Source organism: Paenibacillus sediminis, assembly GCF_017873765.1.
GTDB classification, from domain to species: domain Bacteria; phylum Bacillota; class Bacilli; order Paenibacillales; family Paenibacillaceae; genus Paenibacillus_AG; species Paenibacillus_AG sediminis.
This window is the reverse complement of sequence record NZ_JAGGKP010000016.1, coordinates 1-25,702: the sequence shown is the minus strand read 5'-3', so window position 1 is coordinate 25,702 and position 25,702 is coordinate 1. Positions and strand designations below refer to the sequence as shown.

Sequence of the window (25,702 nt, the reverse complement as noted above, 5' to 3'; positions counted from 1 at the left end):
ATGACAATCACGGATAAAGCGGTATTCCAAGTTTCTTTCGGCGGAAAACCTCATAGGAGTTCATGTCCTTTTGCAACACCTTGATTTGGTAATCCGAAACCTCAGATTCTTGTAGATCGGGAGTAATTTCTAGCAAATCAATGAATCTTTGCTTCCATTCTTTTTTACCCGTTTCATAAAAAAGAGCGGCGATGATAGTGTCAAATACATGCTCAAGACCGAGTTCTTTTCTTCTCGCATGATAACTCCAGAACTCTTCCTTGCTCTTCATAAGCCACATGCACATGAAGCGATTCTGCCTGTAGTCATCGATGCCACCAATGATTTCCCCGATTGATTCTCCTGGGAAGATGTTCTCACGCCACCAATTCAAGTATTCATCGAACATAAGCTAACTCTCCTTATAAAGAAAAAAGCAGACCGCTCCCCGCCAAGGATAAGAGTGTCTACCTTTTCTTAAATAATTCTCTGATTTTCCTTCGAGCCGAACCGAACAGCGGTGTAATTTCGAAGCTATTGATGATGTCAGAATCGACATTGGTAGCATCATTAGCTCTACCATTTAACTTCGCCAATAACCTCTGATTTTCCTTCGAGACCGAGAAACTCATATCGGGTATCTTCATGTCTTTGCGATTCGTGTTCCTGATCTCACGATTTCTTTTTAGCGACAATATCAATCACTACTCCTTCTTCTCTATAACTTCCCTCTGTTGTCGTTGTCGATGGCATTGCATTCTTTCTCTTATCAAATCGGCATTGTCTTGAAGAAGTTGTTCCAGCTCCTCTGGAGAATAAATAGTATGCTTAGCAACCTCATCAATATTGATTCCGCTGTCGAGCATTCTTCTAACAACCATTAATACGCCAATTTCGAAAGCCTTTTCATATGCTGATGCATAATCTAAGTATCTTTGCAAATCCAATTCACTTTCATTGTTCTCGTATGCATATTTCAGTGCGTCATCAATGGGCAACTTTGGATCATACGATTCTTTGTTACATTGCGAGCAGAAGAAGTGCGGAAGGTTATGAATAACGATCTTTTTCTCATTAATGAGAAATTGATTAGAACCGATTCTGAACTCTTTTGTTTTTCCACAAATACATTCCATTAAACCATACCTCCCGTTAGTTACCTTTGACCTCATTCGCATTTACATTTGCATGGATTCTCCAAAATAAGTGAATTCAATTTCAAGGAACGGATCGCACGATAAGACATCTGTAATTCTCGAACTCCCATTTTCGGAATTTTCGTCTCAAATTTACTCTTTGGTTGCACCTCCTTCTTCACCTTAACCACAACATGTTCCCTCCCCTCCCAAAAGTCGCTCCTGATTCTTTTTATACAGTTCTTTAATCTCACTGACCGACATAACCGCACCAGTCACAAAGCATACCAGAGTCAGATCGTTGATTTGGTCTTGATTTTCACGGGTAATTCCAATGAATCTGTTTTCATCAATCCACTGTTGAATCAAACGTATGTTCAAGCCCGTTAATTTTTCCAGTTGCTCTTTTGAATATGACTGCATATCTTCCTCCTCTCTCCTATCAATGGGGAATGTATTCTTTCGTTTTACCACAAAGACAAATAAGTTCCATTAACCTATTCCTCCCCTATATTTTATTGATTAGCCCATTACAAGTTACGAATAAGCTATGAAGAAACGATAGTTCCCATTAGAAAGAAAACACTAGCTCTGGAAAATAAGACGAATCTTCAATTGCCTCATAGCTACCGTTTTTTAAAGCATATTTGAATATGGTTCGAGTGAATAGCATGTCAACCACCCAAACTTCGTTCACACCATAACCTTTGTAGATCTCCATATTATCCTCGATTTTCTCACTACTTGTAATGGAGGGATCTTCAAACAGTTCAATAATCAAACTTGGAACACCATGAATGCCATCACCCTTAATGATGTTCACCTTGCTCTTCTCTACAAACACAATGTCTGGTATAAAAACATGCTCCTTTTCATTCAATTTCAGAGAAGTACGTTGCAATACCTTTCCCCGTCTCCCTCTCTTTTTATTTAAAATATCAAATAGTTCCGATAACACTTTCAATTTTTCCTGATCATTCCTACCCTCACTTAGTTTCGGATGACGTAAAAAAAAGTCTTTCAATTCATTTCTGGATGGTATTGGAAGGAATTCGATGAATCTAAACAATCCAATGTGTTTGATTAACATGAGTATCAGTCTTCGAATCTTTTCGACTGATACATCCAAGTCACCATTATTATATTTCCATTCACCATCTTTCGGAAAACTGTCTATATACTCCTCGTATGATATTTCTTGGGGATCCCATCCAGGTATCAAATTACCCATATGCTCATCACCTCAATTTTATAAGTAAACACTGTTTCTTGCTTTTCAAGCCCGCCTATCAAAAATATCATTATTGAACAAACCTTTCTTATTTTTTTTTATTTTCAAATAAAATGTAGATAACAAGCACGACTCCTGCTCCAAGCCAAAAGAAAAACCACTTGTCACTCGAATTGCTATCTGAACCTGGTAGATCCAAAACAGAAACATATCGCCAATAATCAAACCCCAAGACAAATCACTCCATTTTCAATTGGGTAGTAATCTTTTTTTCTGCTCTTCAAAGTCTCTCCAATCGAAAAAGTCTACCGCTTCATCCAATCCATCTATATCGCTTTCACTAAGATGACGGGTTAACTGATAGAAAGTACCTTGATATTCCTCTTCAAATGAGGCAATTTGCTTATTTATATATTCTAACTTCACTTCTAAAATTCGATTTTGAAGTTGCTTATTTTGATGAATCCATTGCATTTCAAATGCAAAAGTCGGATCTTTCCACTCTTCTAAAATTGATCGTGGAACTTGTACAACCCCATTATCATCAACTGCGTTTAGACCTCGCTCGATATATTGATGAATGCGTTGTTCGCTTACACCCAATTCTTCCGCCGCTTCATTGATCGACAGCATTTCATCAAAAGTGGGTAACAAAGCTTCTATGCCTTTTTTGAGCTTTTTCTTAATCATTTCTTAATCCCCCCTACAGGTCTAAGTTTGCATTTCGGATCGCTTCAACTCATTAACGACATGTTTTTTATATCTATCACTCGATCTTTCCATACAAGTCTTATGGAACACCTTTGGACTCCAGGTAAAAAATACTTTAGCGTTTTATCTTTTTTAACATCAAATGTATGTAGGTATACACTCAGTTCCCCATCCAGTAAACACAAATCGAAGTCAATACTTTTATTAGCATTAATAGAATAGGCCATCATAAAAGTTCCTGAACAGTACCGATAGTGTAGCATTATCTCCCCGCACTCATCTCCGACGCATACTTCGTGGTTCCGTGCTTGAATCGGGATAAGTCTCCACAATTCATCAATCATTTGATCATAGATTTCGGGCGATCCACTTTCAACAACTAAGATTTTCAGTTCTGACTCAATAATCATCCAGCTACTAATATTGAACTTTTTTTGTTCAAAAGCCATTGATACTCACCCTCTTAATTGTTCAATAATTTTCTATCACCCTGAGGCAGTCTGACTTGATTTCATTAAAAGACTGCGGTTTAAACGCTTTATAGGTTCATTTACAGCATTAAATCGCTACTTCAACTATAGGCAAAAGCCTTGTGAATAATGACTTTAGGCAATAAAAAAAATCCCGTCGAGCCTAGTGGCCGACAGGATTTTTAAAAATATTCTGTTGGATTCATATCTAATTATACACATTTTTGAATCCCCCAATTTTGGTTGGATTATAATTTATCTGCTATACTTCCGTTTCGGTATTGAAATAACTTACAAATGGGCAATATTCTCAAAACGTCAACCACGGGAAACGGAAGACTTCAATCTTACTATACCAACAACTCCTGCTTATATCAACTATTGATCTGTATTTCTCATCAACTACCGTTTTTCCCTACCATGTTGACTCAAAATACTAATAATCGTTTTGCAGGTAAATACATTGTTCAGATTGAATTCCAATTCCACCAATGTTTTTCATCCCTTGATCAGATGGACCTTTCTAAAACATCACCCCTCTTTCCTATCACAATATCATCTCTGGGAACCTTCGCTGAATCTCTGAATAACAGCAATCGCATACAACAATATTCTTATCGCCCATTCCAACGAATTTCGCCTTAACCCTATACTTAACCCCTTCCTGAACTGACTCTGGCAAAAAACCCTCGCTACAGACCGCACAGGAACCCTGCAATTTCATGTAACATTCTAGGCATAGTGCCCCTACGTCATTGGTCATGTGATTGAACAACATCTCAACTTCCTTGGAGCAAAACGTACAGCATTTCATAATTTCATCCTCCAATTTGTATCGGAAATGCAAAAAAACCGCAGACCTAACCCGTTAAGGTTTTAGTCTGCGGTGCTTCCGCAATCCGATCAATATATATTTATTCATAATATACTGCATTGGGCATGATCCGACAAGGAAATTTTTACAGACCATTACTCATTCTGACTATCACTGTATCCTTACGATTACCTGGAACTTTGTAATCAATATATTTATCGATCAATTCAACAATGGAAGGATTGCCCCATCTATTCTCCTTACCGTTTGGTCCAATAAGATACGACGCCTGCACTTCGTCTTTTGTTGCTACATATCCTAGTGCCTCTTCGATTTATCAACCATTGTATTCAATTCTAAAATTTCTCGTTTGGGTTATCTTTTCTAGCTCAAGTCGTGTAACACGCAATGTCTCTTCCATTAGCATCCGCCCTATTAAAAACTCCCAGCCCAATTCAATTTAATACTCTTCTTCAGTTCCTCAATACTGATCATTGGAATCCGATGGATCATACGATGACAGTTGGAGCAAAGCATACCGATGTCCTCGACTTTCGTTTTTTCCCCTTCCCTCATCTCGGAAACTGGTTTCTTATGATGTCCTTCAATGAAGTCCTTCCCTCGCTCACCGTAAACCTTTTCGAAGTTGATTCCACATGCTTCACAGAACAACTCCCCATGTAACTTTATAAATCGCTTCTTCGCATCTTTAATGAGCTTTGGATCACGTTCTCGAACTTTATGTAATCGAAGCAATTCCTTTCCTTCTTCGTACTCCAAATCACCTCTATCATTTTGTTCTTCAGATGGTGCATCCTCAGCCAGAGTCACATCTTGTGGCTTAGATTTCTCATCACGAATTTGCTCTATGTACGTCTTTAAGTGTTTCAATGCTGAACTGTACATCCGATTTCCTTTTTTATCTCTTTTCAAAAACTCAGGATGCAAGAGAATCTTATCAATTAACATTGTATCTGTAATTTCAAACAAATCCGTCTCATTTATCCCATAGTCCTTCATTTCTGAAGAAATGGTGGGTATTGCATTTGCATATCTATTAATCGAATATTCTTTTATGGATCGATTATTTCTCAGCCAAATAACGAAGTCTTCTTTGTTCATCAACCAATCGTTCACCCCTCTATATAACATTGACGAATTACATTCATAAAACACCATCACCTTTGAATACGAAAATCTCTTATTGAGATCATAGCATATTATTTTACAGTATGGTTTTTTACAACTGTAACCAATGTCTAACCACGGAATAATTATAGAGTGATTACATCCATAATCGGTATTCATTTAGAACTAACGTATATGAACGGTATTCATTTTAGCCACAAGAGGTAGGATAGTCCTCACCTATCCCCCTGTCTTTGCACCTGTTTCTTCCATATAAACTCCTGAGTGAAATACTCTTTCGTGGTCGTGGTCATGATTATGACCGTGTTGACTAGTACACGGAATTCGTAAAAGGTTATCTTTCTGTAATAAGTATTCATTGAAAAGTGCGTGAGTTATGTAAAGATATAAGTTTTCTGTTTTGCTTTTTACACAACTTACGCACAATCACATGTAAAAACTCTAATTTTGACTAACTATTTGACACAAATTACACGAATACGGGCGATACTTTTACACAACCCACGCACTTTATCTACTTCTTTAAATCACGCACTCCTCGCCATATAAAAAGGTAGATTAACAGTTACAGTTTTTAAGAGCGATCGAAATACGTTTTTCGTGCACGAAAGACGTCTCAATATATCTTTTGAATCACTTGTACGATACATGTTATTTATCGTACACTTTGATATTATGAGACCAAGGTTGAAGGAAGGGAGATACTTACACATTTATAAAATAGCATCTTTTAATCAAATGTTACGAACTAAACGACCACCAGAGATGCAAGAAAAGTACAAAGAGAAAGTATTAATGCAAATCCTTCTAGGAAAAGAAGGGCTAAAACCTATATTGTTATCACCTAAAGAAAGAAATTCAATAAACATTGAACTTAAACAAAAAATCGAAATCTATGAGCACAAACGAAAACAAATTCTTTCACCATCAGAGATGGTATCCCTGAATGCTGAAAGAAGTGTCGTTGAGGATACCCTCAACGACATGAGAAAGAATAGAAAATGATATAGCCCAGTGGAGCAGGAGTGATTACCTAAATTCAGTTCAGCTTGCGATGTTTCAATAAATTGGACCGTTAATAAATTTAGCTTTAAAGTAAATATATACAACTCCCTCTACATTCGACTGAACCAATTTTTTCTTCATATCATTTAACCATTTGTATATTTCTTTGCCGCTCATCATTTGATCATTCAAATCGACCTTTATCCGTTCAACTCTCTCGGTTGGAATTTGTTCGAGTTGTATGGAAATAGAGTATGTATTCAAAGGGTCAAAATAATATTTGAACGGCTTCGCAATCCAGTTAATCTCTTTATACTGCATTGAAATGCTTACTTCGAATATTTCGCTTCTCATCGTAGCAATCACCTCAATGCTATCTCGTTCTATTAATCAACTCACTCAAAGTATCTTCAATCGGCTTAAACACAGTGTGTTCATTGTAGTGCAACGAATAATTTGGATGATAAGTACGATATGTATGATATGGCAAGTTTGAATGGACAACCCGTGAAAGCACATTTGCTTTGAAATCCTTTACGGGTTCAAAGCTTAAAGGCTTGCCCAATCCGCCGACACGATGGAAGGTTGCGCTCAATCGATCATCGTAATCAGGACCAGTAAAGAATACGACAATTTCAGGAGATAGAGCTGATATTTCCATATGCAAGACATTATATTCTTGCTGAAGCAAGTTTTCAATTTCGTGCGGCGGTCTCTTATTCGCATAATCAAACCGAACTAATTCCGTATGTAAAAAGCCGTCGTCACCCTCTCCAGGCGAAATAGCCTGATACAACCTCCGCATTCCTTTCCAAAACGGGGTGTGATCATATTTGCGTTGATGTCGAAGATCTTCGTACATCCATTGCAAAAAATCAACAGCATTCTCCCGCCGCACTTCTTCATCTCGATGCTTGAAGATATCTAAGGTTAATTTAAACGAATCCCAACCATTCGTCTCTTGACCTACAAACAGCACTTTTCTTTTAGCCTTCCTATATGCTGGCAATGCTTTGACCAAAAACGGATTAGACAACTGCTCTATGTCCTGGGGAGCTAATTGTTCAATTGCCGCAATCAATCGATTCCAGCATTCATAATATGCCGCTCTTAAATGAAACTCAAGGTCCGACTCCTTCTGATATGTGTTGATACTCAAACTGCATCCCTCCTCAACTTGTTCACTAATACGAAATACTACCAATAACGTTTCAGTGTTATAAACACTAAGGAAGCGATGATCATCAATGTCGATTCAACTCGAACCCATCTTTGCCTCTTCCTATATCCCTAAATGTATTTCTCTTTTTGCCTGTATAATTTTCGAAACCAGTTCAGTTCGTTCAGAAGACATTTTATAATGCTTGGAAGCTGTTACTACATTATAGAGTATCTATCGCCGCATCGACAGGGACAGAGATTGTATACATGATTTAAAATAGCTGGAGCTTTGACTTTCTTTCCAAAGCACCGAAAACGAACGAGACTCATAACATTTTAAATGGATTATTACACTTATATCGGTTTCCTCAATATTCAATTGATCAAAATTGAGTATTGCAGTATTTAAAATTTATTACCCTTTGAGAATTTGGTGAGAGGAATGGAATGAGGAAATGGCGATTTGGAAGCGGAAGATAAGATAAAGCCGAGCGAAAATTAGGGGAAAACCTGAGATTTCGCTCGGCTCAGTGGGAAACTTTATTTGCTTAGTGGTAGACTTTGTGGATCAGTGGAAAACTTTAACAGGAATGCACATTGTAGGAAATAGTTGTTAAGGGGAAGCGACTCTTTCAATATTTTACGGCAATATACCTGAGTTGGAAAAATGCTTTCCTACTCCTCGAATACAAATCATTAAAATTACTTATTTATATTTTGAATGGACATCAACCCTTTTAGTACCAAACTTATCATCTCAATTGAGTTTTTTGTATAAAACAGCCTTCTATTCTCATCTTCATTTAACCCGTTGTTTAATCCTGCAATACCTTGTTGATTAAAAAAATCGACCACTCTTTTATAACTCAATGTTTCTGTTCCATTCAGCTCAGCTAATTCATTATATTTGGAATAAAACTCTTTATACTGAGGATTCATAAATTGATATTTTTCAGATAGTTCCTCAGGATGACTTCCTAGTATGCAATCAATTATAACTTTAGATGCACCGCCCATTGAGCCAATCAAGTAAACGGGTCTCTTACTTTTTAATGCTAGGTAGGCTTCTTCGACTATTCCAGGGTAACTACCTTTGAAACCAGTTATCTTCCCACCTAGAATTATTCTAGCGTCAATATGATGATCCATTATCCTCCGCATTTCACTTAGGCTTTTAGCCCATACAAATAGGTCTTCTACCGTTTCAGCTCTGAATATTTTATTATGATCCCCACCTAAATTATTAGGCGGTGGAACTTCAACAAACCTAGCTATATCGTTTAGTTGAGCACGCAATCCCGAACTGATTTGGGTGTATATAGGATAAGCTACAAAATTGGTTATCTTATCAGATGGTCGTATTTTCTCCTTCTGATAGCCTCTTGCCAAATCAAATAATATTTGTGCAAAATTGAATTTGGGATCGTATGTTATTCCCCCCCCATAAGACAGAGATGCCCCACTAACTAAAAGGTATCTTGTAAATTCAACTAACGTGTCCTGTAAATGAATATGTTCAAATCCCAAGTCTTTTATATTTTGGCTTTCTGATATAGATAAACCGACATTAAGACCATCTAGAAACGTAAATTCATGAATTTTGTACTCATCAATTTTTTTTAATATTGGAATAAAAGTTGGTGTGATAAATTGAACATCACCCTTTGCTCTAATGATTATTTCCAACTCTTCTTCACTTAGGGGGGGATCGGGGTAAATGGCTAATTTGTTGCCTTTTTCAGTTATCTGGAGTAATGATAAAAGTTCTGGCGGGTGTGACAAGATTGCATCCTTTTCTACTTCTATAGTAAATTTTTTCGTTAAATAGAGAACAAACATATAGTGATACTTGAATCGCAATGTCTCCTTGAGTGTAAGTAAAATTATTTTCTCAAACATAACAGATTCAGTTATGGATCTGTTAAATCTTATTGTCCTAAGATTCGCCATATAAGGGAAACTTCGATCTTCACCTTCATCAAACAAATTTACTACTATAATCGGTCGGTTATTCCTTTTAGCGATTAAAACCTCTCTTCTGCACCATTCTCTTGAAGAATACTTATCAGAATGTACAACAAGTAAGACAGAGTCTCGGATATTCTCTTCAATTTCTTGTGTGAAATCATACCCTATTGCAATATCGTTTGCATCAAAAAATGTTTTCAAAGCTGTTTGACTTTGAATATGATCACTCAGTTTTTTAGCCACATCAACACCGTCTTCTTTTGCATGGCTGATAAATAATTTTAATGGAGGTGGGCTTTGCTTTAAAGCTACTACGTCAGCTATTCTATCAATATTGTAAAGTAGCCTACATAACTCATGCGTCGTGCTACTAATCAGGTAATCAATTTTATTTATTTCAATATCGTATAACCTTATGAAATTTTTATCAGGGAGTTTACTAGGAAGTTTAAAGGCATTGTTTGAAATGGCTACTGGAAATATGATGCTTTTATCATTTGTTTGACTTGCATTTTCAATTATTTCATTAAGGTATTTTACCCAATGATCGCTTATGACCATCTCGTCATTTATAAGCAATATTATTGCATTGTATTCAGCATCCCCTAGGTCTATTTCGTGAGGATTTTCACCCGTTCTATAATATACAGGAATCCCAATACCTCGTGACAGTGGATCATTAATATCGTGGTTATAATATGAGAAAAAGGAATTTGCATATATTTCCCCCTCTGTAAAGAAAGGATGCCAAACAACAAAAACATTGAGTGGATTTATAATATCGATCATTGACTCCATCCTCCCGATCCTATTATTTGTTATATTAATATTTGGATATGAATTTGTTTGACTTGTTTTTATCCTTTTAAAATATGCAGTATGCACCATCCTGTTTATCAGCAAGCCACCTCAAAAAATACTTATTATGCCAAAAAGACCACTACCTTTTTGGCATGGTCTTTCTTTACAACTAACTATTTCGTTTTCTTCTTGCACGTGAGTTGCGTACTAATTCATCCTTATCCCGATTTTTAAATGCTTCCTCAATTTTTGAATCAAGCTTTGTTGAAATATCCTTCCAATTCATTGTTACGGCGTAACCGCTGTCAATATTGTCCTGTAGCCGTGCAGGTGTATCTCCCGCTGTTGGAAGGTAAATTCCTAACAATCCATTTCGACTGCGAGTCCCATAAGGCCTAAGTGAGGAATATATTTCCCAATCAACCCACTTCCTACCTGATGTTTCACTTCCAATTAAAACAATAGTCACAGTAGAGTCCTTCAAATGACTTGTTCTGATTATACTAAGTATATAATCATCATCATCGCTATCGATCTCCTCATCAAGTGAACGATCAATAATTGTGTTGTCCTTACCATACGTTGTTCTTAAATGATCTGCTTGTGCCTGATCATTTGCATGATGATAACTAACAAAAACCTTGTGAGCCATTTTAATCCCCTCCAAATCTAGTATTATTAACCAACTCAACAATACCATAATTATCCTATTTATAAAACTTCTTTCCTCAACTACTCTATGTTCAAACTTGATACTTGGACAATGTTCTTATTTATGACTGTTCTGAGCAACCATTGTACGGCGGTAAGCGTCTTGCCGCCACCAGTTGCGATCACCACAAGTCCAGCAAACTCCTCTACTTCGCTGTCTACTATTGCTTTGTCTAAAGTCATCAGCGCTTCTTCTTGGTGGAGATAAAGTTCTATCGGATTATGGTCTATCTTCACTAGAATCGTCCCTGCGTACTTGTTACCCATCTTTGTCTTCATTTTAAATTCCTCCAATTTTCTTGTTGTATGGTTGTTACTTCACTGATCCCTTATCTTGCATCAAACACGTATTTAGCTTTCAAGGAACAAAAAAAAGACTGATTTATTTAGCGTTACATGTTAACTTACAGGAAAACCTTTTCTACTTTTGATTTTGGGTAGACTTCTCCCGTAAATCCATAGTAGAAAACTCTGTAAATATAAAATGTAAATCTAAATAAACCAGCCTTACGGCTAAACTTCAAGTAGTAAAAAATAAACAGAATATAAATTATGGACACACTACCACGTTCATAGTCCATCTGTCAATAAAACTAACTTGTTTATAGGCAATCCACCTTCCCCTCTTATCCTTTCCCCTCAAAACCTATTACTTTGTAGAAACATAATAATTACTGTCCTCACCTCCAAATCCCCTTCCTTCCTACTCCCACTTGCGCTCTCCCCTGATTTCAAGATAATAATTGTTGTCCGCCCATGTGAGGTTTAGCGGGTTTAAAACTGGAAGAAAACTGGTTCAATTGTGAACGAAAACGAATAATAATTAGTGTCCGAAAAGGAAGGGAAAGAGATGGAGTAAAGATTGGAGAAAGGAATTGAATTGAGGCGAAATCGAATGAAATTCCGCCGCTATACTCTCCCGCTTCCACTATCGCAATACCTCCATCTCTTCAAATATTCGAGGAAGATCATCGAGACCATGCTGGATTCAAAGATCGAGAAAAACGATTGGGAAGATAGCCGAGGAAAGGCCAGAGAAAAACCCGAATAATCCTTGATACTAAAGGGATTACGGTGATTATGATTGGAGGAAACATCGAGAAAAACATGCTTGATATGATTGATTTGGAGCGGGATCAGAAGCGGCTGGAATGCCTTGGAGTGAGTAATCAAGTAAACGTTTGAGGGAAAATCGAGGAGATTTGAGGGGAAAAATTCGAGTAAAAGCTTGATTGGGATTGGATTTTGATTGGAGGAAAAAATCGAGAAATGGCTGGAGAAGGTCTTAAAAAGCAGAGAAAAGACTGGAGGTTAGATCGGAGGTAATGCCGACCAATTTCCAGTCTTTAGTGAGTTGAGGACAGTTATTTCGGGTGAAGACAGTTATTTATGGGTGTGAACAGGAATTATTGTTTGGTTAAAAAAACGCTGGCGAACCGCCTCATATAACAGCACGGAGGCTGCCATCGCCACATTTAGCGATTCCGCTTGTCCACGCATTGGAATGATAATGTCATCATCCACTAAAGTTCTTACTTCAGCTGAAACGCCTTGACCCTCGCTCCCAAGCAGTAGCCACGCTGACTTCTTCGTAAAATCATATTCGAAGCAATTGGAAGTTGCCTGCAAACTTGTACTGATGATGCGAGCTCCTGCTTCCTTAGCCTTAGGCAATAATTCTAACAAATCGGCCTCAACCACTGGCAAATGGAATAGTGACCCCATCGTGGATCGAATACTTTTTGGGTTGTAAATGTCTGCGCACCCTTTACCCAGAATAACACCATTCGCGCCAGCGGCATCGGCTGTTCTAATAATCGTGCCTACATTGCCTGGATCCTGTACCCCGTCCAATACGATAACGAGAGCATCCTTTTGACGCAGTAACTGGTTTGAATGATTTCGCTCTTTATGTACAACGGCGAATACCGGCTGCGGTGTCTTCGTATCACTGCATTTCGCTATGACTGCCGCAGAAACGGCTATCCACTCAACATCTGTCCTCGCAGCAGCATCCTGTGCCAATTGTGAGGGGATACCTTTCTCTATATCGTATGCTACACATTCAATATGCACCTGCGCACGCAGCGCTTCCTGCACCAAATGAATGCCTTCTACTAAATATTTGCTTTGCTTATCGCGATATTTTTTTTCAAGAAGCTGTGCCCATTCCTTCACCCGGGCATTTTGAGGTGATAAAATCTCCATACATGTTCCATCCTATCGGCAGACTTTCATTTATTTAGAATAAGCCATTTCTAGCTTTTGCAAGTTCCCTTTCTCTCCTACAATAATAAGAACGTCCTCTTTTTCTAGACGATCGTCAGGCGATGGAGAAATGTTCATTTTCGTACCTTTTTTGATCGCCATGACGTTGCAACCAAATTGAGCTCGTATACTGAGTTCTTTCATGTTTTTGCCGACCATAGCATCGGTGACTCTCATCTCCACAATACTGTAGTCTTCTGACAACTCTATATAGTCCAAAATATTCGGTGATGTTAGATGGTGCGCAACCCGAAGTCCCATATCGCGTTCAGGGAAGATGACCTTATCAGCACCGATTTTTTGAAGCACTTTACCATGAAGTTCATTTTGAGCTTTAACGACAATGAGCGGCACTCCCAAATCTTTTAGTATTAAAGTTGTTAAAATGCTCGCTTGTATATCTTCACCAATAGCGACAACTACGACATCAAAATTACGAATTCCTAATGCTCGAAGGGCATCTTCATCAGTAGAATCAGCAGACACAGCATGGGTTACAATGCTTGATATTTCTTGCGTCCGTTGTTCATCGGAATCAATTGCCAAGACTTCATATCCCATTTCACTTAGTGATCTAGCTACACTTGAACCAAAACGTCCTATGCCGATAACAGCAAATTGTTTATTGTTCATCCTTTTCACCCTTCTGATGTAAAAGTCTAATGATGATTATATCACACTGATTTCCAAACTTAAATTTTCCAAGCTTGAGCTTACCAAACTTGCATTTACTGAATCGATGACGGGAACATTATAAACAAAAAACTCCCTCTTAGATTAACCATCACGGAGGGAGTTAATGATAAGATTACGGAGCTGTCTCTAAAAACTTAGCTGTTGGATTTTTCTCCATTGCCGTTCTCATCGCATATTCGTTTTCAAACAGCACGACATAATTGCCTTTTTTATCTTTGACAAGTGTTGAGTTTATACGGAATTTACTTGGATCAATCTTGTCGTCCACAATCCAGCGGGCAAATTGGTACGGCATCCGCTGCAGCTGAACGTCAACACCATATTCACCTTTCATACGATACTCAAATACTTCAAACTGCAATTGACCGACAACGCCCAGAATTGTATCATCAAAGCTAACCGTCTGGAATACCTGAATTGTCCCTTCTTCAGTAAGCTGATCGATCCCCTTCTGATACTGCTTATGCTTCAGCGCATTTTTAACAGTCACTTTCGCGAAAATTTCAGGTGAGAATGTCGGAAGTTCATCGAACACAACTTCACTGCCTTGACTAAGCGAATCCCCAATCCGGAAAATACCTGGATCAAATAGACCAATAATATCGCCTGGATATGCTTCTTCAACAATATCACGGTCCTGAGCAAGAAACTGCTGCGGCTGAGACAGTTTGATTTCTTTACCGGTACGAACATGTTTTACGGACATGCCGCGTTCGAATTTGCCTGACACAATACGTAAGAATGCAATTCGATCACGGTGAGCAGGGTTCATGTTCGCTTGAATTTTGAACACATATCCCGTGAACTTCTCATTCGTTGGTTCTACTTCACCTGCTGTGCTATGGCGGGGAGCTGGCTTCGGTGCAAGCTCAAGGAAGTTCTCTAGGAAAGTCTGCACTCCGAAGTTATTCACCGCACTGCCGAAAAATACAGGCGTTAACTCGCCCTTCCTAACTTTCTCAAAATCAAATGGATCACCCGCTACATCTAGCAGTTCAATATCTTGGCAGAGCTGCTCATGTAAATATTCGCCTGCCATTTCACGAATGATCGGATCTTTATAGTCCGATACCTTTTGCACTTGAATGGTGGAATGGTCATCCCCTTGGAACAACTCCACTTGTTTTTTCATACGATCATATACACCGCACAGCTCACGGCCTGAGCCAATCGGCCAGTTCATAGGTACGGAACGGATGCCGAGCACCTGTTCAATCTCTTCCATCAATTCAAATGGATTTCGACCTTCGCGGTCCAATTTATTAATAAATGTAAAAATCGGAATACCACGCTGAGCACACACTTGAAACAGCTTTTTCGTCTGTGCTTCGACACCTTTGGCCACGTCAATCAACATGACGGCACTATCGGCTGCTGTCAGCGTCCGATACGTATCCTCACTGAAATCTTGGTGACCAGGTGTATCCAAAATATTTATACGGTGTCCCTTATAATCAAACTGCATTACAGAAGAAGTAACTGAGATTCCGCGCTGCTTCTCAATTTCCATCCAGTCACTCGTTGCATGCTTACTTGCTTTTCGAGCTTTAACAGAGCCTGCAAGACGAATGGCACCTCCGAACAGGAGAAGCTTCTCGGTTAGTGTTGTTTTACCCGCGTCCGGGTGAGAGATAATTGCAAATGTTCTGCGCTTATCTACTTCTTGCTGCAGCACTTGCTCTAACGCTTTGCTCATTTCCATTTTCCCTTCATGTCTAAAGTCATACTTATTATTGTACCACACCTTTACACAAAATCATCCCCATGCAATAAAAGCATGAGGATGTATTTATGACGATTTATATACTTACTTCCCATACCACATCATCTTCTTCTTGTCCGTTTACTGGCCACCAGTGAAAACCATCCTGTTCTAGCAGCTTATGGGCTTCCTTCGGCCCCCAAGACCCTGCAGGATATTGGCGTAGATCGCCAGCCCCCTGTTTCCATACCTCAGCAATATAATCTACAAAAGACCAGGCTGCAGCTACTTCATCCCAGCGAGTAAAGTAGGTAGAATCACCGCGGGCAGCGTCATGAATAAGACGTTCATAGGCTTCAGGTGAATTAATGCCAATTAAGCAGCTTTGACAGAAATCCATTGCGAACGGGTGGATATCAGATTCCGTACCGGGTCTCTTCGCATTCAGTTTTACATATATACCTTCCATTGGATTCACGCGAATAACGAGTAAATTCGGTTCCAAATTATGCTTTTGCCCTAAATAAACCGTCGCTGGCATCGACTTAAATTCGATAACGACTTCCGTCGTTTTCACGGGGAGATGCTTGCCTGTACGAATGTAGAATGGAACTCCTGCCCAGCGGAAATTATCGACAAATACGCGTGCCGCGAAATAGGTCTCTGTATTTGAATTCGGGTTCACCTTATCTTCTTCACGATATCCAGGCAACTTCTTGCCTCTAAGAGAACCTGCCACATATTGACCGCGCACCACATTGTCCCGAACTTCCTCTGCAGAGCGAAATGGACGAAGCGAACGAAGCACTTTCACCTTCTCATCTCGAACATCTTCCGCATGCAGGCGGGAAGGCGGCTCCATCGCAATCATCGTCAAGAGCTGCAGCATATGATTTTGTCCCATATCGCGAAGTGCACCTGCATGATCATAATACCCGCCTCGATCTTCTACACCTACGGTTTCACTAAGCGTAATTTGAACGTTCGCGATATGTTTGTTGTTCCACAAAGGCTCAAAGAATGCATTCGCAAAGCGAATGACTTCTATATTTTGTACCATTTCTTTTCCAAGGTAGTGGTCAATGCGAAAGATTTCTTCTTCTTCAAACACTTGCCGAATTTGTTTGTTCAACTGTTCAGCCGATTCCAGGTCGTAGCCAAATGGCTTCTCAATAACAAGCCGATGCCATCCTTTCGAATCAAGCATACCGCCTTTTTGGAGATTTGAAGATACACTGCCGAATAGTTCAGGCGCAAGTGCAAGATAAAACAACCGATTGCCTGGAATATTAAAACGTTCTTCAAGCGATTCCGTCTGCTGTCTCAATTCGCGGAAACCGTTAACATCGTTAATATCGAGTGACTTATATTCAAAATGCTCTATAAACCTGGCCCATTCATTCTCGTCTTTTATTTTGTATCGACAAAATTGCTGAATCGATTGATAAAGATCGTCACGAAACTCTTCATTCGTTCGAGGCCGCCTTGCCACACCGACTACTGCAAAATCCTCGGATAATTTACCTTCGTGATACAAGCTATAAATGGCTGGAAAAAGCTTGCGACGTGCTAAATCTCCAGTTGCTCCAAATAGGTGGAACACGGCGCCTGGCGTTTGCAATACTTCAAGATTTTGATTATCAATCATGGCTCTCATCCTTCTATATAGTATAGTCTACTTATAAAAAAGACATCATTAATAAGCCCATATCCCACGATGTGATGACATTTTAACATATTCATTAAAACTATTCCATTATTTTCATTTTAATTATAAAAATTACATCATTCTTTCATTTTAATATTCAATCGTGATGAGCGGCATGCCGATTGTAATCCGAACTGTATGCGTACCTTCAATTTGATGAGCGGCAATTTGCAGGCTCACATTATGTTGTCCACTTTTTACTCGAATAGGCAGAGAGGAAGAATCGTATGAACGGCTTATTGTTGAAATATCGCTGTATGACTCTTTCTTTTTCAGCCTAACGGATGTTTCAAGGGTCTGTTCTACTTTATCGATACTCTCCTCCACATCTTCTCCATTAACCATTCCTTGGATCGCCCCGTTCCATTCGGCAGATACGCCTAACTCTGTTAATTTCTCACCTAGGCCATGCTGCAATGAATAAAGTTGATTTACAGAATTGATATCGTTCGATGCCTCGATTTGGATGACCGTATAATAATGATGCGAAGTCTGTTCTACAATAGAAAAATGTACTTGAGCCCCTTCCTGTTCATCAGAGCTTGTAAAAACATCCCGGTTCTGAACCGACGTGTGCTTGGCCTTAGGCAGTCCGAGCTCCATAGTCATTTTAGAAGCTGCCTCGTCCAGTGATAATTTCGTATTGTCCCAATAGCCATGCCACTTAACGATGACTTTCATCGGTTCGTTCGGTTCGCCTGATACCGCTTTTCCAAACGAAAGCAACTTATTTAGACTCTCATTTGCCAGGTCCACTGTGTTGCCGCTTGAAAAATCACTCTTTACCTGAAAACCAAACAATACGGCAATTAGAACAGTGAGCAGAATGGCTGCTTTATATTTTCCAATCCGAATCATCTTATACGATCCTCCTCCTATGAAACTTTAAATGATCAAATAACTTAATAAGGTTGCTCTACACATTAGTCCTTAAAACTATTCGTCAACTAGGTAGATGACCATACACATGGGCATAGGCATGAATACAATGAAAATAAATTAAAGTACCTGGGAGGTTGATTTGTGATGATTCCGATTTACCCCATAAATGAAGAGACGATTTCACCGCATTACGGCCAAATGGTTTGCGTCATTCTCCATGATGGCTCCAGATATGTAGGACAATTAACCAAAAGCAACAACGGGCAGATTATACTAAATGGAGAGCTGACTGATTCGGGTGTTCCCCCCAAAACATTAGATAAAGTAAAACATTACAAGAAGCGAAGCTCGACATCCAAAGTCCAAAAAACAGATAAGGTAGCGAATATAAGCACTCTAGCTCCACCGCCTTACTATCCTGATTATGCAACTGGGCATATTCGTTATGGATACGGAGGAGCTATTACGTTAAATTTAGATCAAATTGCGCTATTTTTTCTCGTCGTATAAAAAATCTTCAACCGCTTAAACTAAAAACCCGGAAGGTATATTTATTTACCATCCGGGTTTAACTTTGATGCAATGTCATTCTGCTAGACCATTCTTGTATGCATATATCGCTGCTTGAGTTCGGTCTTCGACACCAAGCTTAGTAAATATATTCGTCACGTGAAACTTGACCGTCTTAATACCAATGATTAGTTCATCTGCTATTTCTTGATTCGATTTACCTTGAGCGAGCAGACGGAGCACTTCCATTTCTCGTTCGGTTAATTGCTCATGAGGCAATGTCTCTGTCTTCGTCTGACGGAACTTACTCATCATTTTGGAAGCAACTTGAGATTCCAATACTGGCTCGCCTCGAACAGCAGCTCGAATCGCGTCGGCAATTTCAGAAGCACGTGACGTTTTGAGTAAATAACTGAAGGCTCCTGCTTCGATAACGGGATACATCTTCTCATCGTCTAAGTAGCTTGTGAGAACAATCACCTTGCTGCTTGGCTGTAATTTTAGCAATTGCCTAGTTGTTTCTATGCCGTCTATGCCTTCCATCACTAAATCCATAAGTACGACATCTGGCTTGTACTCCCCAGCAAGCCGGATTCCGTCCGCTCCATTACTAGCCTCGCCGACCACTTCAATATCTTCCTCAGTTCCGAGTACGGCCGCTAGACCAATTCGTACCATCTCATGGTCATCTACGATGAGAACTTTAATTTGTGTTTCTGTCTCCATCCTGTTCACCACGCCCACTTTCTTCATTAACTACAGGTACTGTGATCTCAATCCGTGTTCCTTTCTCTGGAGCAGTAATGATATGAATCGTACCTCCAATTTCATTAACCCGTTCTTGCATGGTACTAAGACCATAAGAAGCCTGCTTCTTATGATCGAGCTCAAAACCCACTCCATTATCACTTAGTGTTACTCGTATCGTATCTAATCTCTTCTGAATGCGAATTTCCATTTTATCCGCTTTGGAGTGACGCAGTGTATTTGAGAGTGCTTCTTGGATAATCCGAAACAAATGATTTTCAATCCCTTTTACGAGCTTAATATCTTCATCCATTTCTAAAATGATATCCATTGGCACTTTAGCCTTTAACTCTTTTACGAGCTCAGCAAGACCTTGTGACAACTGTTTTCCTTCTAAATAGACGGGCCTCAAATGGAGTAACAACGCACGCATTTCTGATTGAGCTACTGATGCCATCTCCTCAATGAGTTCCACTTGACGCTGTGCTTTATCAAAATCTTTCTCAAGCGTTCGTCCTACGGCCGTAGCTGTCATGGAAATAGCAAAAAGCTGCTGTGACACTGCATCATGCAGTTCCCTTGCCAGTCGCTGCCTCTCCTCCACAATTGCTGACACCCTGGCCTTATCCGCTAACTGTGCGTTGTGTGTGGACAATCTTTGAAGCGAGGTCACTTGCTCTTCCCACTTTTTACTGATTCGATCAAGCTGCTCACCGAGAACACCCATTTCATCCTCACCTAGTGAAGGAACGGGGTCAGATAAGTTTCCTTTTTCCCACAGCAAGAGGGTTCCCCGAATCAGTTGTATTTTCCTCTTCACACGAAAGCTTTGATAAAATCCAAACAGTGCACCGAGGCCTAGAGGGATTACAATGATAGCGACTACAGCCTTTAACCAGTTATCCCATGTCATGACAGGATTTAGAAAGCCATATGTATTTAAACCGTATAAAACGACAATTAACAAAATAAAGGATAAGAGAACCCCTTCACCCATGCTGCGAACAACCATGTTCGTCCGCTTCTTCGTTTTCATGTGCGATCGTCCTCCTATCCTTAAGATATACGAACAGATATATCTCCTACCATGTAAGAGATCACGACTTTTACTTTTTGTTCAGCAGTATCATAGTTCGGTGATTTCCAGTTCAGTCTATTCATCATACTTGTCTCTCGGTCCTGTCCAAACTTAATTCGGCCAAACAAGACCAATGCATCCACTTCTACCCCGTAATGAACGGGCAATGTCAGATCAATATCTCCGAACATGCCTTCCAGCAATAAAAGGTTCTCTTGTTCCTCTGCAATCGCTAAAGACAAATCGATATCTACTTCTCCTAATACGTGCCACATGCCCGTACTGCGCAAAATCCATGGATGATCGTCCAAATCAACATGCGTCATGAAATTTTGCGTCTTTATTAGACCTTTTCGAGATTGGATTTGCGTCGTCTTCGCGTAGAACAATCCAAGCGAAATAAGTGCAATCGCAATGATCATAATAAGATGATCGAGCAGCAGCAATCCAGCTCCAACGGACAGAAGTGTATATCCTTTGCGTACTTGCTCATGTTTTATTTTATAAATACCATATAAGATAAAAAAGAAGGCGGCGATGGTCATAAAGCTAATCCATTTTCCGAAAAGGATAAAAGCACCTACTGCAATGAGTAAAATGGCAAAAAAACGATTTCGCTTCTCCATGCCGCACCTCCTTAGATGAATGAAAGGATGGAAAAGCCATACGGTATATATTCTATACCTATATGGCTTAACCTTTTATAGAATATCACATTGTCCTAAAACTGAATAGGTGTTGTTTCGAAGGGGTGAGCTGCTTATTCTGATTTCGCACTTTCGTTCATTTTGGATTTCAGTGCATTCAGCTGTTCCTCTACCTTCAGCTGCTTCTCAGCATCCGCTGGGGCCGTATACGCTGAACTTGCACCAGTAGAACGATAAACCGAACGAACAATGTCAGCTTCTGCTTCCATCTGCATTATTTTTTCTTCAATTCGGTTGAAGCCAAGTGATGCGCCGCCGCCCTCAATCGAATTCAGGCTGTTTATTTGTGACATTTGTTTTTTCGCCTTAGCCATTTGTGCACGTGAGATCAACTCATTGCGTTTATTACGCATTTTATAGAACTCATCTTTCATTTCATGGAGCTGCTGTTGCAGATCACTTGCTTGCGCTTTGGATTGAGCGTGCAAATCTCGATATTCCACTTGCTTTTGATCATAATGGATTTTCTCTTCCAAAAGTTTACGAGCTATTTCCTCTTGGCCATTCAGCAGTGCTGTTTCTGCTTGCTTCTCCCGCTGTGCAGATAATCTTACAGCTTCATCCAGACGTTGATTCATACGGCGTTCGTTCGCCATTTGTTTAGCAACTGTTACCTCTGCTTCATGAATCTCTGCCTCCATATCTCGCAAATATTGATTCAACATAACAACCGGATCTTCTACCTTATCCAGCAGATCATTTACAGATGCTCTTGTCATATCTTTAATTCTTTTGAATACTCCCATTGTTTACACTTCTCCCTTCTCATAGTTGGAAAGCTTTTTGCGAAGCTCCTCCACTTCTTTTTTCAATGCCTTCTTCTCAATATCTTCCATCATAGCGTCTAGATTTGAACTTCCTGTATGTTTGCTCCCATTGTTATAAGAGTTAGTCCCTGCCGTTGATCCAAATGTAGAAGAGTAGTTCGAACCAAAATCATTGTAACCAGGATAACCAGGTTTTCTAGGCCCGAAAGAATCAAATGGATAATTTGGCTCCTTCGGAATAATGAGAGATGCAACAAAGTAAATAAATAATGTTGTTCCTCCTGAAAACGGGATACTAAGTACGAATAGTACTCGCAAAAGGGTAGAATCTATACCTAACACTTCGGATAGACCACCGCAAAGTCCCGTCAGTACTCTATCCCGAGTGGAACGATACAATTTGCTCATGCTGCGTTACTCCTTTCCGCTTTGATTCAGCTTTTGCTTCAAACGGGCTAGCTCTTGATCTAAAGTTGATTGGAGCACCGTTCCTGCATAATTCATAATATCTTGCCCCGCACGCCGCAAATCACGCAAGCTCCGGGATTCATGCTCTAAATCAGATACTCGGTCCTCAATGCGACTGAATATTTTAGGAATATCAGATGTACCGTAACTTCCCATACGTTCATTCATGCGCTGCTGGAGTCTAAGAGTCTCCATTCGGGCATAGTAATATTGACGTTTGCTGTATACAAGAGCGTAGTCTGATTTCAGAACGTTTAACTGTTCTTCTAAATCACGTAAAGACTGCTCATTTTGCTCATACAAATCGGAATATTGCTCTACTTTTTCTTCATATAACAGTTTTTCTTGCAGCGCCATTTTGGCTAAGTTCTCTTCACCAGCTTTCAGAGCGAGAAGCGCTTGTTCTTCACGTTTTGTTCTCATCGTCTGAGCTTGATCCAGCTGTGCTTTTAACTGTTTTGTGTGTGATGCACATTGCCGATAAAGTCGTTCGGCCTCATCTATTTCCTGCCGCGTTGACATTAGAAACTGATCGATTAATCGAACAGGATCCTGACTTTGTTCCAATCGTTCATTTAGTGTTGCTACTGTAATATCTCTCATGCGTCGAAACACACCCACTGTTTAGCCCCTCCTAACCAATAATCATTCTTGTTATTTCAACTTTATGTTTGCAATTAATACTGCCTGCAATTGTCTTTTAAAACGGAGAATCCGTAAATAATCAACCCGATAGCCAAGAGAGGTACGATAACCCAAACAAGTTTTGACATTAATGATAGAACCCCTATTATGAGGACAATCCATCCAATCAATGCTTTACCGTTCCGAATTCCGTAATACCCCAAAGCGATCATAATCAGCGCCATCGCAATTCCAATGAGTCCGCTGAACAATGGTGTGAATTTTCCTAAAAGGATTAGTACACCTAAGACAATCATTAGAGCTGCAAAACCACCAGATCTGCTTGCTCTCATCCATTCTCACCGCCCTTCGTCATTTCAACCTTATGTCCTTATTGTAGGCCCTATCCAATCATTTCAAAACGGACCGCAGACGGTTTTTGAACCTAGACTTAGGTCGAGGAGGTCATAAGACTTAAGCAAGAACAAAGTTGATCGTTAATAGACAAAAAAAAGAAGACCTTCAAGATTTCTCTTGAAAGTCTTCTTTATTGATGCCGGTGAAGGGACTCGAACCCCCACGGTTTCCCTCACGATTTTGAGTCGCGCGCGTCTGCCAATTCCGCCACACCGGCAAGCAACCAAACAAATTGGTTATAAGATTAAAATGGCGTGCCCTAAGAGATTCGAACTCCTGACCTTTTGATTCGTAGTCAAACGCTCTATCCAGCTGAGCTAAGGGCACATAAACATACATGCGGAAGACCAGACTTGAACTGGTACGGTAGTCACCTACCGCAGGATTTTAAGTCCTGTGCGTCTGCCGATTCCGCCACTCCCGCGAAATTCATGGAGGCGCCACCCAGATTCGAACTGGGGATAAAGCTTTTGCAGAGCTGTGCCTTACCACTTGGCTATGGCGCCAAAAAATATGGAGCGGACGACGGGAATCGAACCCGCGACCCTCGCCTTGGCAAGGCGATGCTCTACCGCTGAGCCACGTCCGCAAAATGGCTGGGGATACAGGATTCGAACCTATGATGACGGAGTCAAAGTCCGTTGCCTTACCGCTTGGCTAATCCCCAACGTGATTTATATTATGGGGCGATCGATGGGACTTGAACCCACGAATGCCGGAGCCACAATCCGGTGCGTTAACCCCTTCGCCACGACCGCCACATTATTAAGTTATAAATATTCTATTGGCAGGGGCAGCAGGAATTGAACCCACACCAGCGGTTTTGGAGACCGCTGTTCTACCTTTAAACTATGCCCCTATATACTGGTGGAGGATGATGGATTCGAACCACCGAACTCGTCAGAGAACAGATTTACAGTCTGCTGCGTTTGGCCACTTCGCTAATCCTCCACAAATGGTGCCGGCGAGAGGACTTGAACCCCCAACCTACTGATTACAAGTCAGTTGCTCTACCAATTGAGCTACACCGGCATGTTATGCAATTGTTACTTGATGGTGGCTCGGGACGGAATCGAACCGCCGACACGAGGATTTTCAGTCCTCTGCTCTACCGACTGAGCTACCGAGCCATAAGGTAAGTTTTGTTTGAAGTTACTTCACTTAACCCGCAGTCTACGGTGTTATCAGTGAGCAAACTAGGTGAAAAATCCTCATCTCTATAAAAGAGAGTAATGGCGGAACCGACGGGATTCGAACCCGCGATCTCCTGCGTGACAGGCAGGCATGTTAGGCCTCTACACCACGGTTCCACATTGGTTGCGGGGGCAGGATTTGAACCTGCGGCCTTCGGGTTATGAGCCCGACGAGCTACCGAGCTGCTCCACCCCGCGTCAGTATTCTTATGGTGGAGACTGAGGGGATCGAACCCCCGACCCTCTGCTTGTAAGGCAGATGCTCTCCCAGCTGAGCTAAGTCTCCATAAACACAATTTAAATTTTACCAAAATACATCCGATGAAATCAAGTTATAATTATTACCAGTTGTTTTAGGGATCTAATCCCTTATAAAAATGTAAATGGTGACCCGTAGGGGATTCGAACCCCTGTTACCTCCGTGAAAGGGAGGTGTCTTAACCCCTTGACCAACGGGCCATGCTATATAAGATTAGTGGCGGAGAGAGAGGGATTCGAACCCTCGAGACGCTTTTGACGCCTACACGATTTCCAATCGTGCTCCTTCGGCCAACTCGGACACCTCTCCATAGATGGCTCCCCGAACAGGACTCGAACCTGTGACAACTCGATTAACAGTCGAGTGCTCTACCAACTGAGCTATCAGGGAACATTCAATTAAATTCAGGTATCAATCCCTGAAAACTAGTACCGAAATGTGAATCTGCGTTTCATTCTATTAGGATAAGCCCTCGACCGATTAGTATTGGTCAGCTCCATGCATTGCTGCACTTCCACCTCCAACCTATCAACCTCGTCG

At 40.3% G+C, this 25,702-nt stretch carries 26 protein-coding genes, 17 tRNA genes and 1 rRNA gene; 2 read left to right on the top strand and 42 right to left on the bottom strand.

The features are described from left to right. Nucleotides 1-7: 7 nt before the first annotated feature. The 7 genes from J2Z20_RS16875 to J2Z20_RS16845 all read right to left on the bottom strand — a co-directional run bounded on the left by J2Z20_RS16875 (nucleotide 8) and on the right by J2Z20_RS16845 (nucleotide 5,463). Complete coding sequence (locus J2Z20_RS16875) at nucleotides 8-388, bottom strand: hypothetical protein (protein ID WP_209853051.1); 381 nt, start codon at nucleotides 386-388, stop codon at nucleotides 8-10. 295 nt (nucleotides 389-683) lie between these two features. Beyond that, nucleotides 684-1,115 carry a YgiT-type zinc finger protein gene (locus J2Z20_RS16870; protein ID WP_245252512.1) on the bottom strand — a complete coding sequence of 144 codons (432 nt, stop codon included), beginning with the start codon at nucleotides 1,113-1,115 and terminating at the stop codon, nucleotides 684-686. 183 nt (nucleotides 1,116-1,298) lie between these two features. Then, the gene (locus J2Z20_RS16865) at nucleotides 1,299-1,538 is read right to left on the bottom strand and encodes a MerR family transcriptional regulator (protein ID WP_209853049.1); all 240 of its coding nucleotides are present in this window, start codon (nucleotides 1,536-1,538) and stop codon (nucleotides 1,299-1,301) included. A gap of 148 nt (nucleotides 1,539-1,686) precedes the next feature. Beyond that, nucleotides 1,687-2,346, bottom strand: a complete 660-nt coding sequence (locus J2Z20_RS16860) for a Uma2 family endonuclease (protein WP_209853048.1) — start codon at nucleotides 2,344-2,346, stop codon at nucleotides 1,687-1,689. A 249-nt stretch (nucleotides 2,347-2,595) separates the two neighbouring features. Then, nucleotides 2,596-3,036, bottom strand: coding sequence for a helix-turn-helix domain-containing protein (locus J2Z20_RS16855; RefSeq protein WP_209853047.1), 441 nt, complete (start codon nucleotides 3,034-3,036; stop codon nucleotides 2,596-2,598). A 44-nt stretch (nucleotides 3,037-3,080) separates the two neighbouring features. Next, complete coding sequence (locus J2Z20_RS16850; protein ID WP_209853045.1) at nucleotides 3,081-3,506, bottom strand: hypothetical protein; 426 nt, start codon at nucleotides 3,504-3,506, stop codon at nucleotides 3,081-3,083. Nucleotides 3,507-4,776: 1,270 nt separating this feature from the next. Beyond that, the gene (locus tag J2Z20_RS16845) at nucleotides 4,777-5,463 is read right to left on the bottom strand and encodes an HNH endonuclease (RefSeq protein ID WP_245252510.1); all 687 of its coding nucleotides are present in this window, start codon (nucleotides 5,461-5,463) and stop codon (nucleotides 4,777-4,779) included. Between the two features lie 714 nt (nucleotides 5,464-6,177). Between J2Z20_RS16845 and J2Z20_RS16840 the strand changes: the two genes are divergently transcribed. Continuing rightward, entirely contained in the window at nucleotides 6,178-6,495 is a 318-nt protein-coding gene (locus J2Z20_RS16840) for a hypothetical protein (protein ID WP_209853044.1), read from the top strand. A 54-nt stretch (nucleotides 6,496-6,549) separates the two neighbouring features. On the opposite strand, the gene J2Z20_RS16835 is transcribed toward J2Z20_RS16840, so the two are convergent. From J2Z20_RS16835 to J2Z20_RS16790, 10 genes are all read right to left on the bottom strand, one after another. Beyond that, on the bottom strand, nucleotides 6,550-6,849 hold the full coding sequence (locus J2Z20_RS16835; protein WP_209853041.1) for a hypothetical protein: 300 nt from the start codon (nucleotides 6,847-6,849) through the stop codon (nucleotides 6,550-6,552). Nucleotides 6,850-6,868: 19 nt separating this feature from the next. Continuing rightward, nucleotides 6,869-7,654, bottom strand: coding sequence for a hypothetical protein (locus tag J2Z20_RS16830; protein ID WP_209853039.1), 786 nt, complete (start codon nucleotides 7,652-7,654; stop codon nucleotides 6,869-6,871). A gap of 704 nt (nucleotides 7,655-8,358) precedes the next feature. Continuing rightward, the gene (locus J2Z20_RS16825; protein ID WP_209853038.1) at nucleotides 8,359-10,413 is read right to left on the bottom strand and encodes a TIR domain-containing protein; all 2,055 of its coding nucleotides are present in this window, start codon (nucleotides 10,411-10,413) and stop codon (nucleotides 8,359-8,361) included. A gap of 181 nt (nucleotides 10,414-10,594) precedes the next feature. Further along, nucleotides 10,595-11,077 carry a TIR domain-containing protein gene (locus J2Z20_RS16820; RefSeq protein ID WP_209853035.1) on the bottom strand — a complete coding sequence of 161 codons (483 nt, stop codon included), beginning with the start codon at nucleotides 11,075-11,077 and terminating at the stop codon, nucleotides 10,595-10,597. An 80-nt stretch (nucleotides 11,078-11,157) separates the two neighbouring features. Next, nucleotides 11,158-11,415 (bottom strand): DEAD/DEAH box helicase family protein, encoded by a 258-nt coding sequence (locus J2Z20_RS16815; RefSeq protein ID WP_209853033.1) that lies wholly within the window; start codon nucleotides 11,413-11,415, stop codon nucleotides 11,158-11,160. Nucleotides 11,416-12,519: 1,104 nt separating this feature from the next. Then, nucleotides 12,520-13,344: a TrmH family RNA methyltransferase gene (locus J2Z20_RS16810; protein ID WP_209853031.1), complete on the bottom strand. Its 825-nt coding sequence runs from the start codon at nucleotides 13,342-13,344 to the stop codon at nucleotides 12,520-12,522. A 30-nt stretch (nucleotides 13,345-13,374) separates the two neighbouring features. Further along, nucleotides 13,375-14,037 (bottom strand): potassium channel family protein, encoded by a 663-nt coding sequence (locus J2Z20_RS16805; RefSeq protein ID WP_209853029.1) that lies wholly within the window; start codon nucleotides 14,035-14,037, stop codon nucleotides 13,375-13,377. A 175-nt stretch (nucleotides 14,038-14,212) separates the two neighbouring features. Further along, on the bottom strand, nucleotides 14,213-15,796 hold the full coding sequence (locus J2Z20_RS16800) for a peptide chain release factor 3 (protein ID WP_209853027.1): 1,584 nt from the start codon (nucleotides 15,794-15,796) through the stop codon (nucleotides 14,213-14,215). A gap of 103 nt (nucleotides 15,797-15,899) precedes the next feature. Beyond that, nucleotides 15,900-17,450, bottom strand: coding sequence for a glucose-6-phosphate dehydrogenase (zwf, locus tag J2Z20_RS16795; protein WP_209853025.1), 1,551 nt, complete (start codon nucleotides 17,448-17,450; stop codon nucleotides 15,900-15,902). Nucleotides 17,451-17,600: 150 nt separating this feature from the next. Then, nucleotides 17,601-18,368, bottom strand: coding sequence for a YwmB family TATA-box binding protein (locus J2Z20_RS16790; RefSeq protein WP_209853023.1), 768 nt, complete (start codon nucleotides 18,366-18,368; stop codon nucleotides 17,601-17,603). A 168-nt stretch (nucleotides 18,369-18,536) separates the two neighbouring features. Between J2Z20_RS16790 and J2Z20_RS16785 the strand changes: the two genes are divergently transcribed. Continuing rightward, entirely contained in the window at nucleotides 18,537-18,902 is a 366-nt protein-coding gene (locus J2Z20_RS16785) for a hypothetical protein (RefSeq protein ID WP_209853021.1), read from the top strand. 75 nt (nucleotides 18,903-18,977) lie between these two features. On the opposite strand, the gene J2Z20_RS16780 is transcribed toward J2Z20_RS16785, so the two are convergent. The 25 genes from J2Z20_RS16780 to J2Z20_RS16660 all read right to left on the bottom strand — a co-directional run. Next, complete coding sequence (locus J2Z20_RS16780) at nucleotides 18,978-19,628, bottom strand: response regulator (protein WP_209853019.1); 651 nt, start codon at nucleotides 19,626-19,628, stop codon at nucleotides 18,978-18,980. After that, nucleotides 19,606-20,685: a sensor histidine kinase gene (locus J2Z20_RS16775; protein ID WP_209853018.1), complete on the bottom strand. Its 1,080-nt coding sequence runs from the start codon at nucleotides 20,683-20,685 to the stop codon at nucleotides 19,606-19,608. Before J2Z20_RS16775 ends, J2Z20_RS16780 begins: the two co-directional genes overlap by 23 nt. A gap of 20 nt (nucleotides 20,686-20,705) precedes the next feature. Next, nucleotides 20,706-21,353 carry a cell wall-active antibiotics response protein LiaF gene (gene liaF, locus J2Z20_RS16770; protein ID WP_209853017.1) on the bottom strand — a complete coding sequence of 216 codons (648 nt, stop codon included), beginning with the start codon at nucleotides 21,351-21,353 and terminating at the stop codon, nucleotides 20,706-20,708. 134 nt (nucleotides 21,354-21,487) lie between these two features. Beyond that, a complete protein-coding gene (locus J2Z20_RS16765) occupies nucleotides 21,488-22,180 on the bottom strand; it encodes a PspA/IM30 family protein (protein WP_209853016.1) in 693 nt (230 codons plus the stop codon). Nucleotides 22,181-22,183: 3 nt separating this feature from the next. Beyond that, on the bottom strand, nucleotides 22,184-22,609 hold the full coding sequence (locus J2Z20_RS16760; protein ID WP_209853015.1) for a PspC domain-containing protein: 426 nt from the start codon (nucleotides 22,607-22,609) through the stop codon (nucleotides 22,184-22,186). A 6-nt stretch (nucleotides 22,610-22,615) separates the two neighbouring features. Beyond that, the gene (locus J2Z20_RS16755; protein WP_209853014.1) at nucleotides 22,616-23,290 is read right to left on the bottom strand and encodes a PspA/IM30 family protein; all 675 of its coding nucleotides are present in this window, start codon (nucleotides 23,288-23,290) and stop codon (nucleotides 22,616-22,618) included. Nucleotides 23,291-23,346: 56 nt separating this feature from the next. Beyond that, nucleotides 23,347-23,646: a LiaF transmembrane domain-containing protein gene (locus J2Z20_RS16750; RefSeq protein ID WP_209853013.1), complete on the bottom strand. Its 300-nt coding sequence runs from the start codon at nucleotides 23,644-23,646 to the stop codon at nucleotides 23,347-23,349. A gap of 201 nt (nucleotides 23,647-23,847) precedes the next feature. Continuing rightward, nucleotides 23,848-23,927: transfer RNA gene (locus J2Z20_RS16745), tRNA-Leu, on the bottom strand. Nucleotides 23,928-23,960: 33 nt separating this feature from the next. After that, nucleotides 23,961-24,037: transfer RNA gene (locus tag J2Z20_RS16740), tRNA-Arg, on the bottom strand. A gap of 11 nt (nucleotides 24,038-24,048) precedes the next feature. After that, a tRNA-Leu gene (locus J2Z20_RS16735) sits at nucleotides 24,049-24,134 on the bottom strand. Nucleotides 24,135-24,142: 8 nt separating this feature from the next. Further along, nucleotides 24,143-24,216: transfer RNA gene (locus J2Z20_RS16730), tRNA-Cys, on the bottom strand. Nucleotides 24,217-24,224: 8 nt separating this feature from the next. Continuing rightward, a tRNA-Gly gene (locus tag J2Z20_RS16725) sits at nucleotides 24,225-24,299 on the bottom strand. 4 nt (nucleotides 24,300-24,303) lie between these two features. Beyond that, nucleotides 24,304-24,377 (bottom strand) — tRNA-Gln (locus tag J2Z20_RS16720). A gap of 15 nt (nucleotides 24,378-24,392) precedes the next feature. Further along, nucleotides 24,393-24,468: transfer RNA gene (locus J2Z20_RS16715), tRNA-His, on the bottom strand. Nucleotides 24,469-24,495: 27 nt separating this feature from the next. Continuing rightward, a tRNA-Trp gene (locus J2Z20_RS16710) sits at nucleotides 24,496-24,569 on the bottom strand. Nucleotides 24,570-24,575: 6 nt separating this feature from the next. Beyond that, nucleotides 24,576-24,661 (bottom strand) — tRNA-Tyr (locus tag J2Z20_RS16705). Between the two features lie 5 nt (nucleotides 24,662-24,666). Continuing rightward, a tRNA-Thr gene (locus J2Z20_RS16700) sits at nucleotides 24,667-24,742 on the bottom strand. Nucleotides 24,743-24,764: 22 nt separating this feature from the next. Then, nucleotides 24,765-24,840 (bottom strand) — tRNA-Phe (locus tag J2Z20_RS16695). A gap of 103 nt (nucleotides 24,841-24,943) precedes the next feature. Then, nucleotides 24,944-25,020 (bottom strand) — tRNA-Asp (locus J2Z20_RS16690). A gap of 4 nt (nucleotides 25,021-25,024) precedes the next feature. Continuing rightward, nucleotides 25,025-25,101, bottom strand: a tRNA-Met gene (locus J2Z20_RS16685). A gap of 12 nt (nucleotides 25,102-25,113) precedes the next feature. Continuing rightward, a tRNA-Val gene (locus J2Z20_RS16680) sits at nucleotides 25,114-25,189 on the bottom strand. Nucleotides 25,190-25,287: 98 nt separating this feature from the next. Then, nucleotides 25,288-25,362 (bottom strand) — tRNA-Glu (locus tag J2Z20_RS16675). A gap of 17 nt (nucleotides 25,363-25,379) precedes the next feature. After that, nucleotides 25,380-25,471 (bottom strand) — tRNA-Ser (locus J2Z20_RS16670). 5 nt (nucleotides 25,472-25,476) lie between these two features. After that, nucleotides 25,477-25,552, bottom strand: a tRNA-Asn gene (locus J2Z20_RS16665). Between the two features lie 70 nt (nucleotides 25,553-25,622). After that, nucleotides 25,623-25,702, bottom strand: a 23S ribosomal RNA gene (locus J2Z20_RS16660); the annotation flags it as partial.

Bases quoted from the DNA above. Each gene is read 5' to 3' on its own strand.
- J2Z20_RS16760 (WP_209853015.1), bottom strand. From the start codon at position 22,609: ATGAGCAAATTGTATCGTTCCACTCGGGATAGAGTACTGACGGGACTT.
- J2Z20_RS16835 (WP_209853041.1), bottom strand. From the start codon at position 6,849: ATGAGAAGCGAAATATTCGAAGTAAGCATTTCAATGCAGTATAAAGAG.
- J2Z20_RS16875 (WP_209853051.1), bottom strand. From the start codon at position 388: ATGTTCGATGAATACTTGAATTGGTGGCGTGAGAACATCTTCCCAGGA.
- J2Z20_RS16810 (WP_209853031.1), bottom strand. From the start codon at position 13,344: ATGGAGATTTTATCACCTCAAAATGCCCGGGTGAAGGAATGGGCACAG.
- J2Z20_RS16825 (WP_209853038.1), bottom strand. From the start codon at position 10,413: ATGATCGATATTATAAATCCACTCAATGTTTTTGTTGTTTGGCATCCT.
- J2Z20_RS16850 (WP_209853045.1), bottom strand. From the start codon at position 3,506: ATGGCTTTTGAACAAAAAAAGTTCAATATTAGTAGCTGGATGATTATT.
- J2Z20_RS16780 (WP_209853019.1), bottom strand. From the start codon at position 19,628: ATGGAGACAGAAACACAAATTAAAGTTCTCATCGTAGATGACCATGAG.
- J2Z20_RS16750 (WP_209853013.1), bottom strand. From the start codon at position 23,646: ATGAGAGCAAGCAGATCTGGTGGTTTTGCAGCTCTAATGATTGTCTTA.
- J2Z20_RS16865 (WP_209853049.1), bottom strand. From the start codon at position 1,538: ATGCAGTCATATTCAAAAGAGCAACTGGAAAAATTAACGGGCTTGAAC.
- J2Z20_RS16815 (WP_209853033.1), bottom strand. From the start codon at position 11,415: ATGAAGACAAAGATGGGTAACAAGTACGCAGGGACGATTCTAGTGAAG.
- J2Z20_RS16805 (WP_209853029.1), bottom strand. From the start codon at position 14,037: ATGAACAATAAACAATTTGCTGTTATCGGCATAGGACGTTTTGGTTCA.
- J2Z20_RS16860 (WP_209853048.1), bottom strand. From the start codon at position 2,346: ATGGGTAATTTGATACCTGGATGGGATCCCCAAGAAATATCATACGAG.
- J2Z20_RS16790 (WP_209853023.1), bottom strand. From the start codon at position 18,368: ATGATTCGGATTGGAAAATATAAAGCAGCCATTCTGCTCACTGTTCTA.
- liaF (WP_209853017.1), bottom strand. From the start codon at position 21,353: ATGGAGAAGCGAAATCGTTTTTTTGCCATTTTACTCATTGCAGTAGGT.
- zwf (WP_209853025.1), bottom strand. From the start codon at position 17,450: ATGATTGATAATCAAAATCTTGAAGTATTGCAAACGCCAGGCGCCGTG.
- J2Z20_RS16785 (WP_209853021.1), top strand. From the start codon at position 18,537: ATGATTCCGATTTACCCCATAAATGAAGAGACGATTTCACCGCATTAC.
- J2Z20_RS16845 (WP_245252510.1), bottom strand. From the start codon at position 5,463: ATGAACAAAGAAGACTTCGTTATTTGGCTGAGAAATAATCGATCCATA.
- J2Z20_RS16775 (WP_209853018.1), bottom strand. From the start codon at position 20,685: ATGAAAACGAAGAAGCGGACGAACATGGTTGTTCGCAGCATGGGTGAA.
- J2Z20_RS16820 (WP_209853035.1), bottom strand. From the start codon at position 11,077: ATGGCTCACAAGGTTTTTGTTAGTTATCATCATGCAAATGATCAGGCA.
- J2Z20_RS16800 (WP_209853027.1), bottom strand. From the start codon at position 15,796: ATGAGCAAAGCGTTAGAGCAAGTGCTGCAGCAAGAAGTAGATAAGCGC.
- J2Z20_RS16870 (WP_245252512.1), bottom strand. From the start codon at position 1,115: ATGGAATGTATTTGTGGAAAAACAAAAGAGTTCAGAATCGGTTCTAAT.
- J2Z20_RS16765 (WP_209853016.1), bottom strand. From the start codon at position 22,180: ATGGGAGTATTCAAAAGAATTAAAGATATGACAAGAGCATCTGTAAAT.
- J2Z20_RS16855 (WP_209853047.1), bottom strand. From the start codon at position 3,036: ATGATTAAGAAAAAGCTCAAAAAAGGCATAGAAGCTTTGTTACCCACT.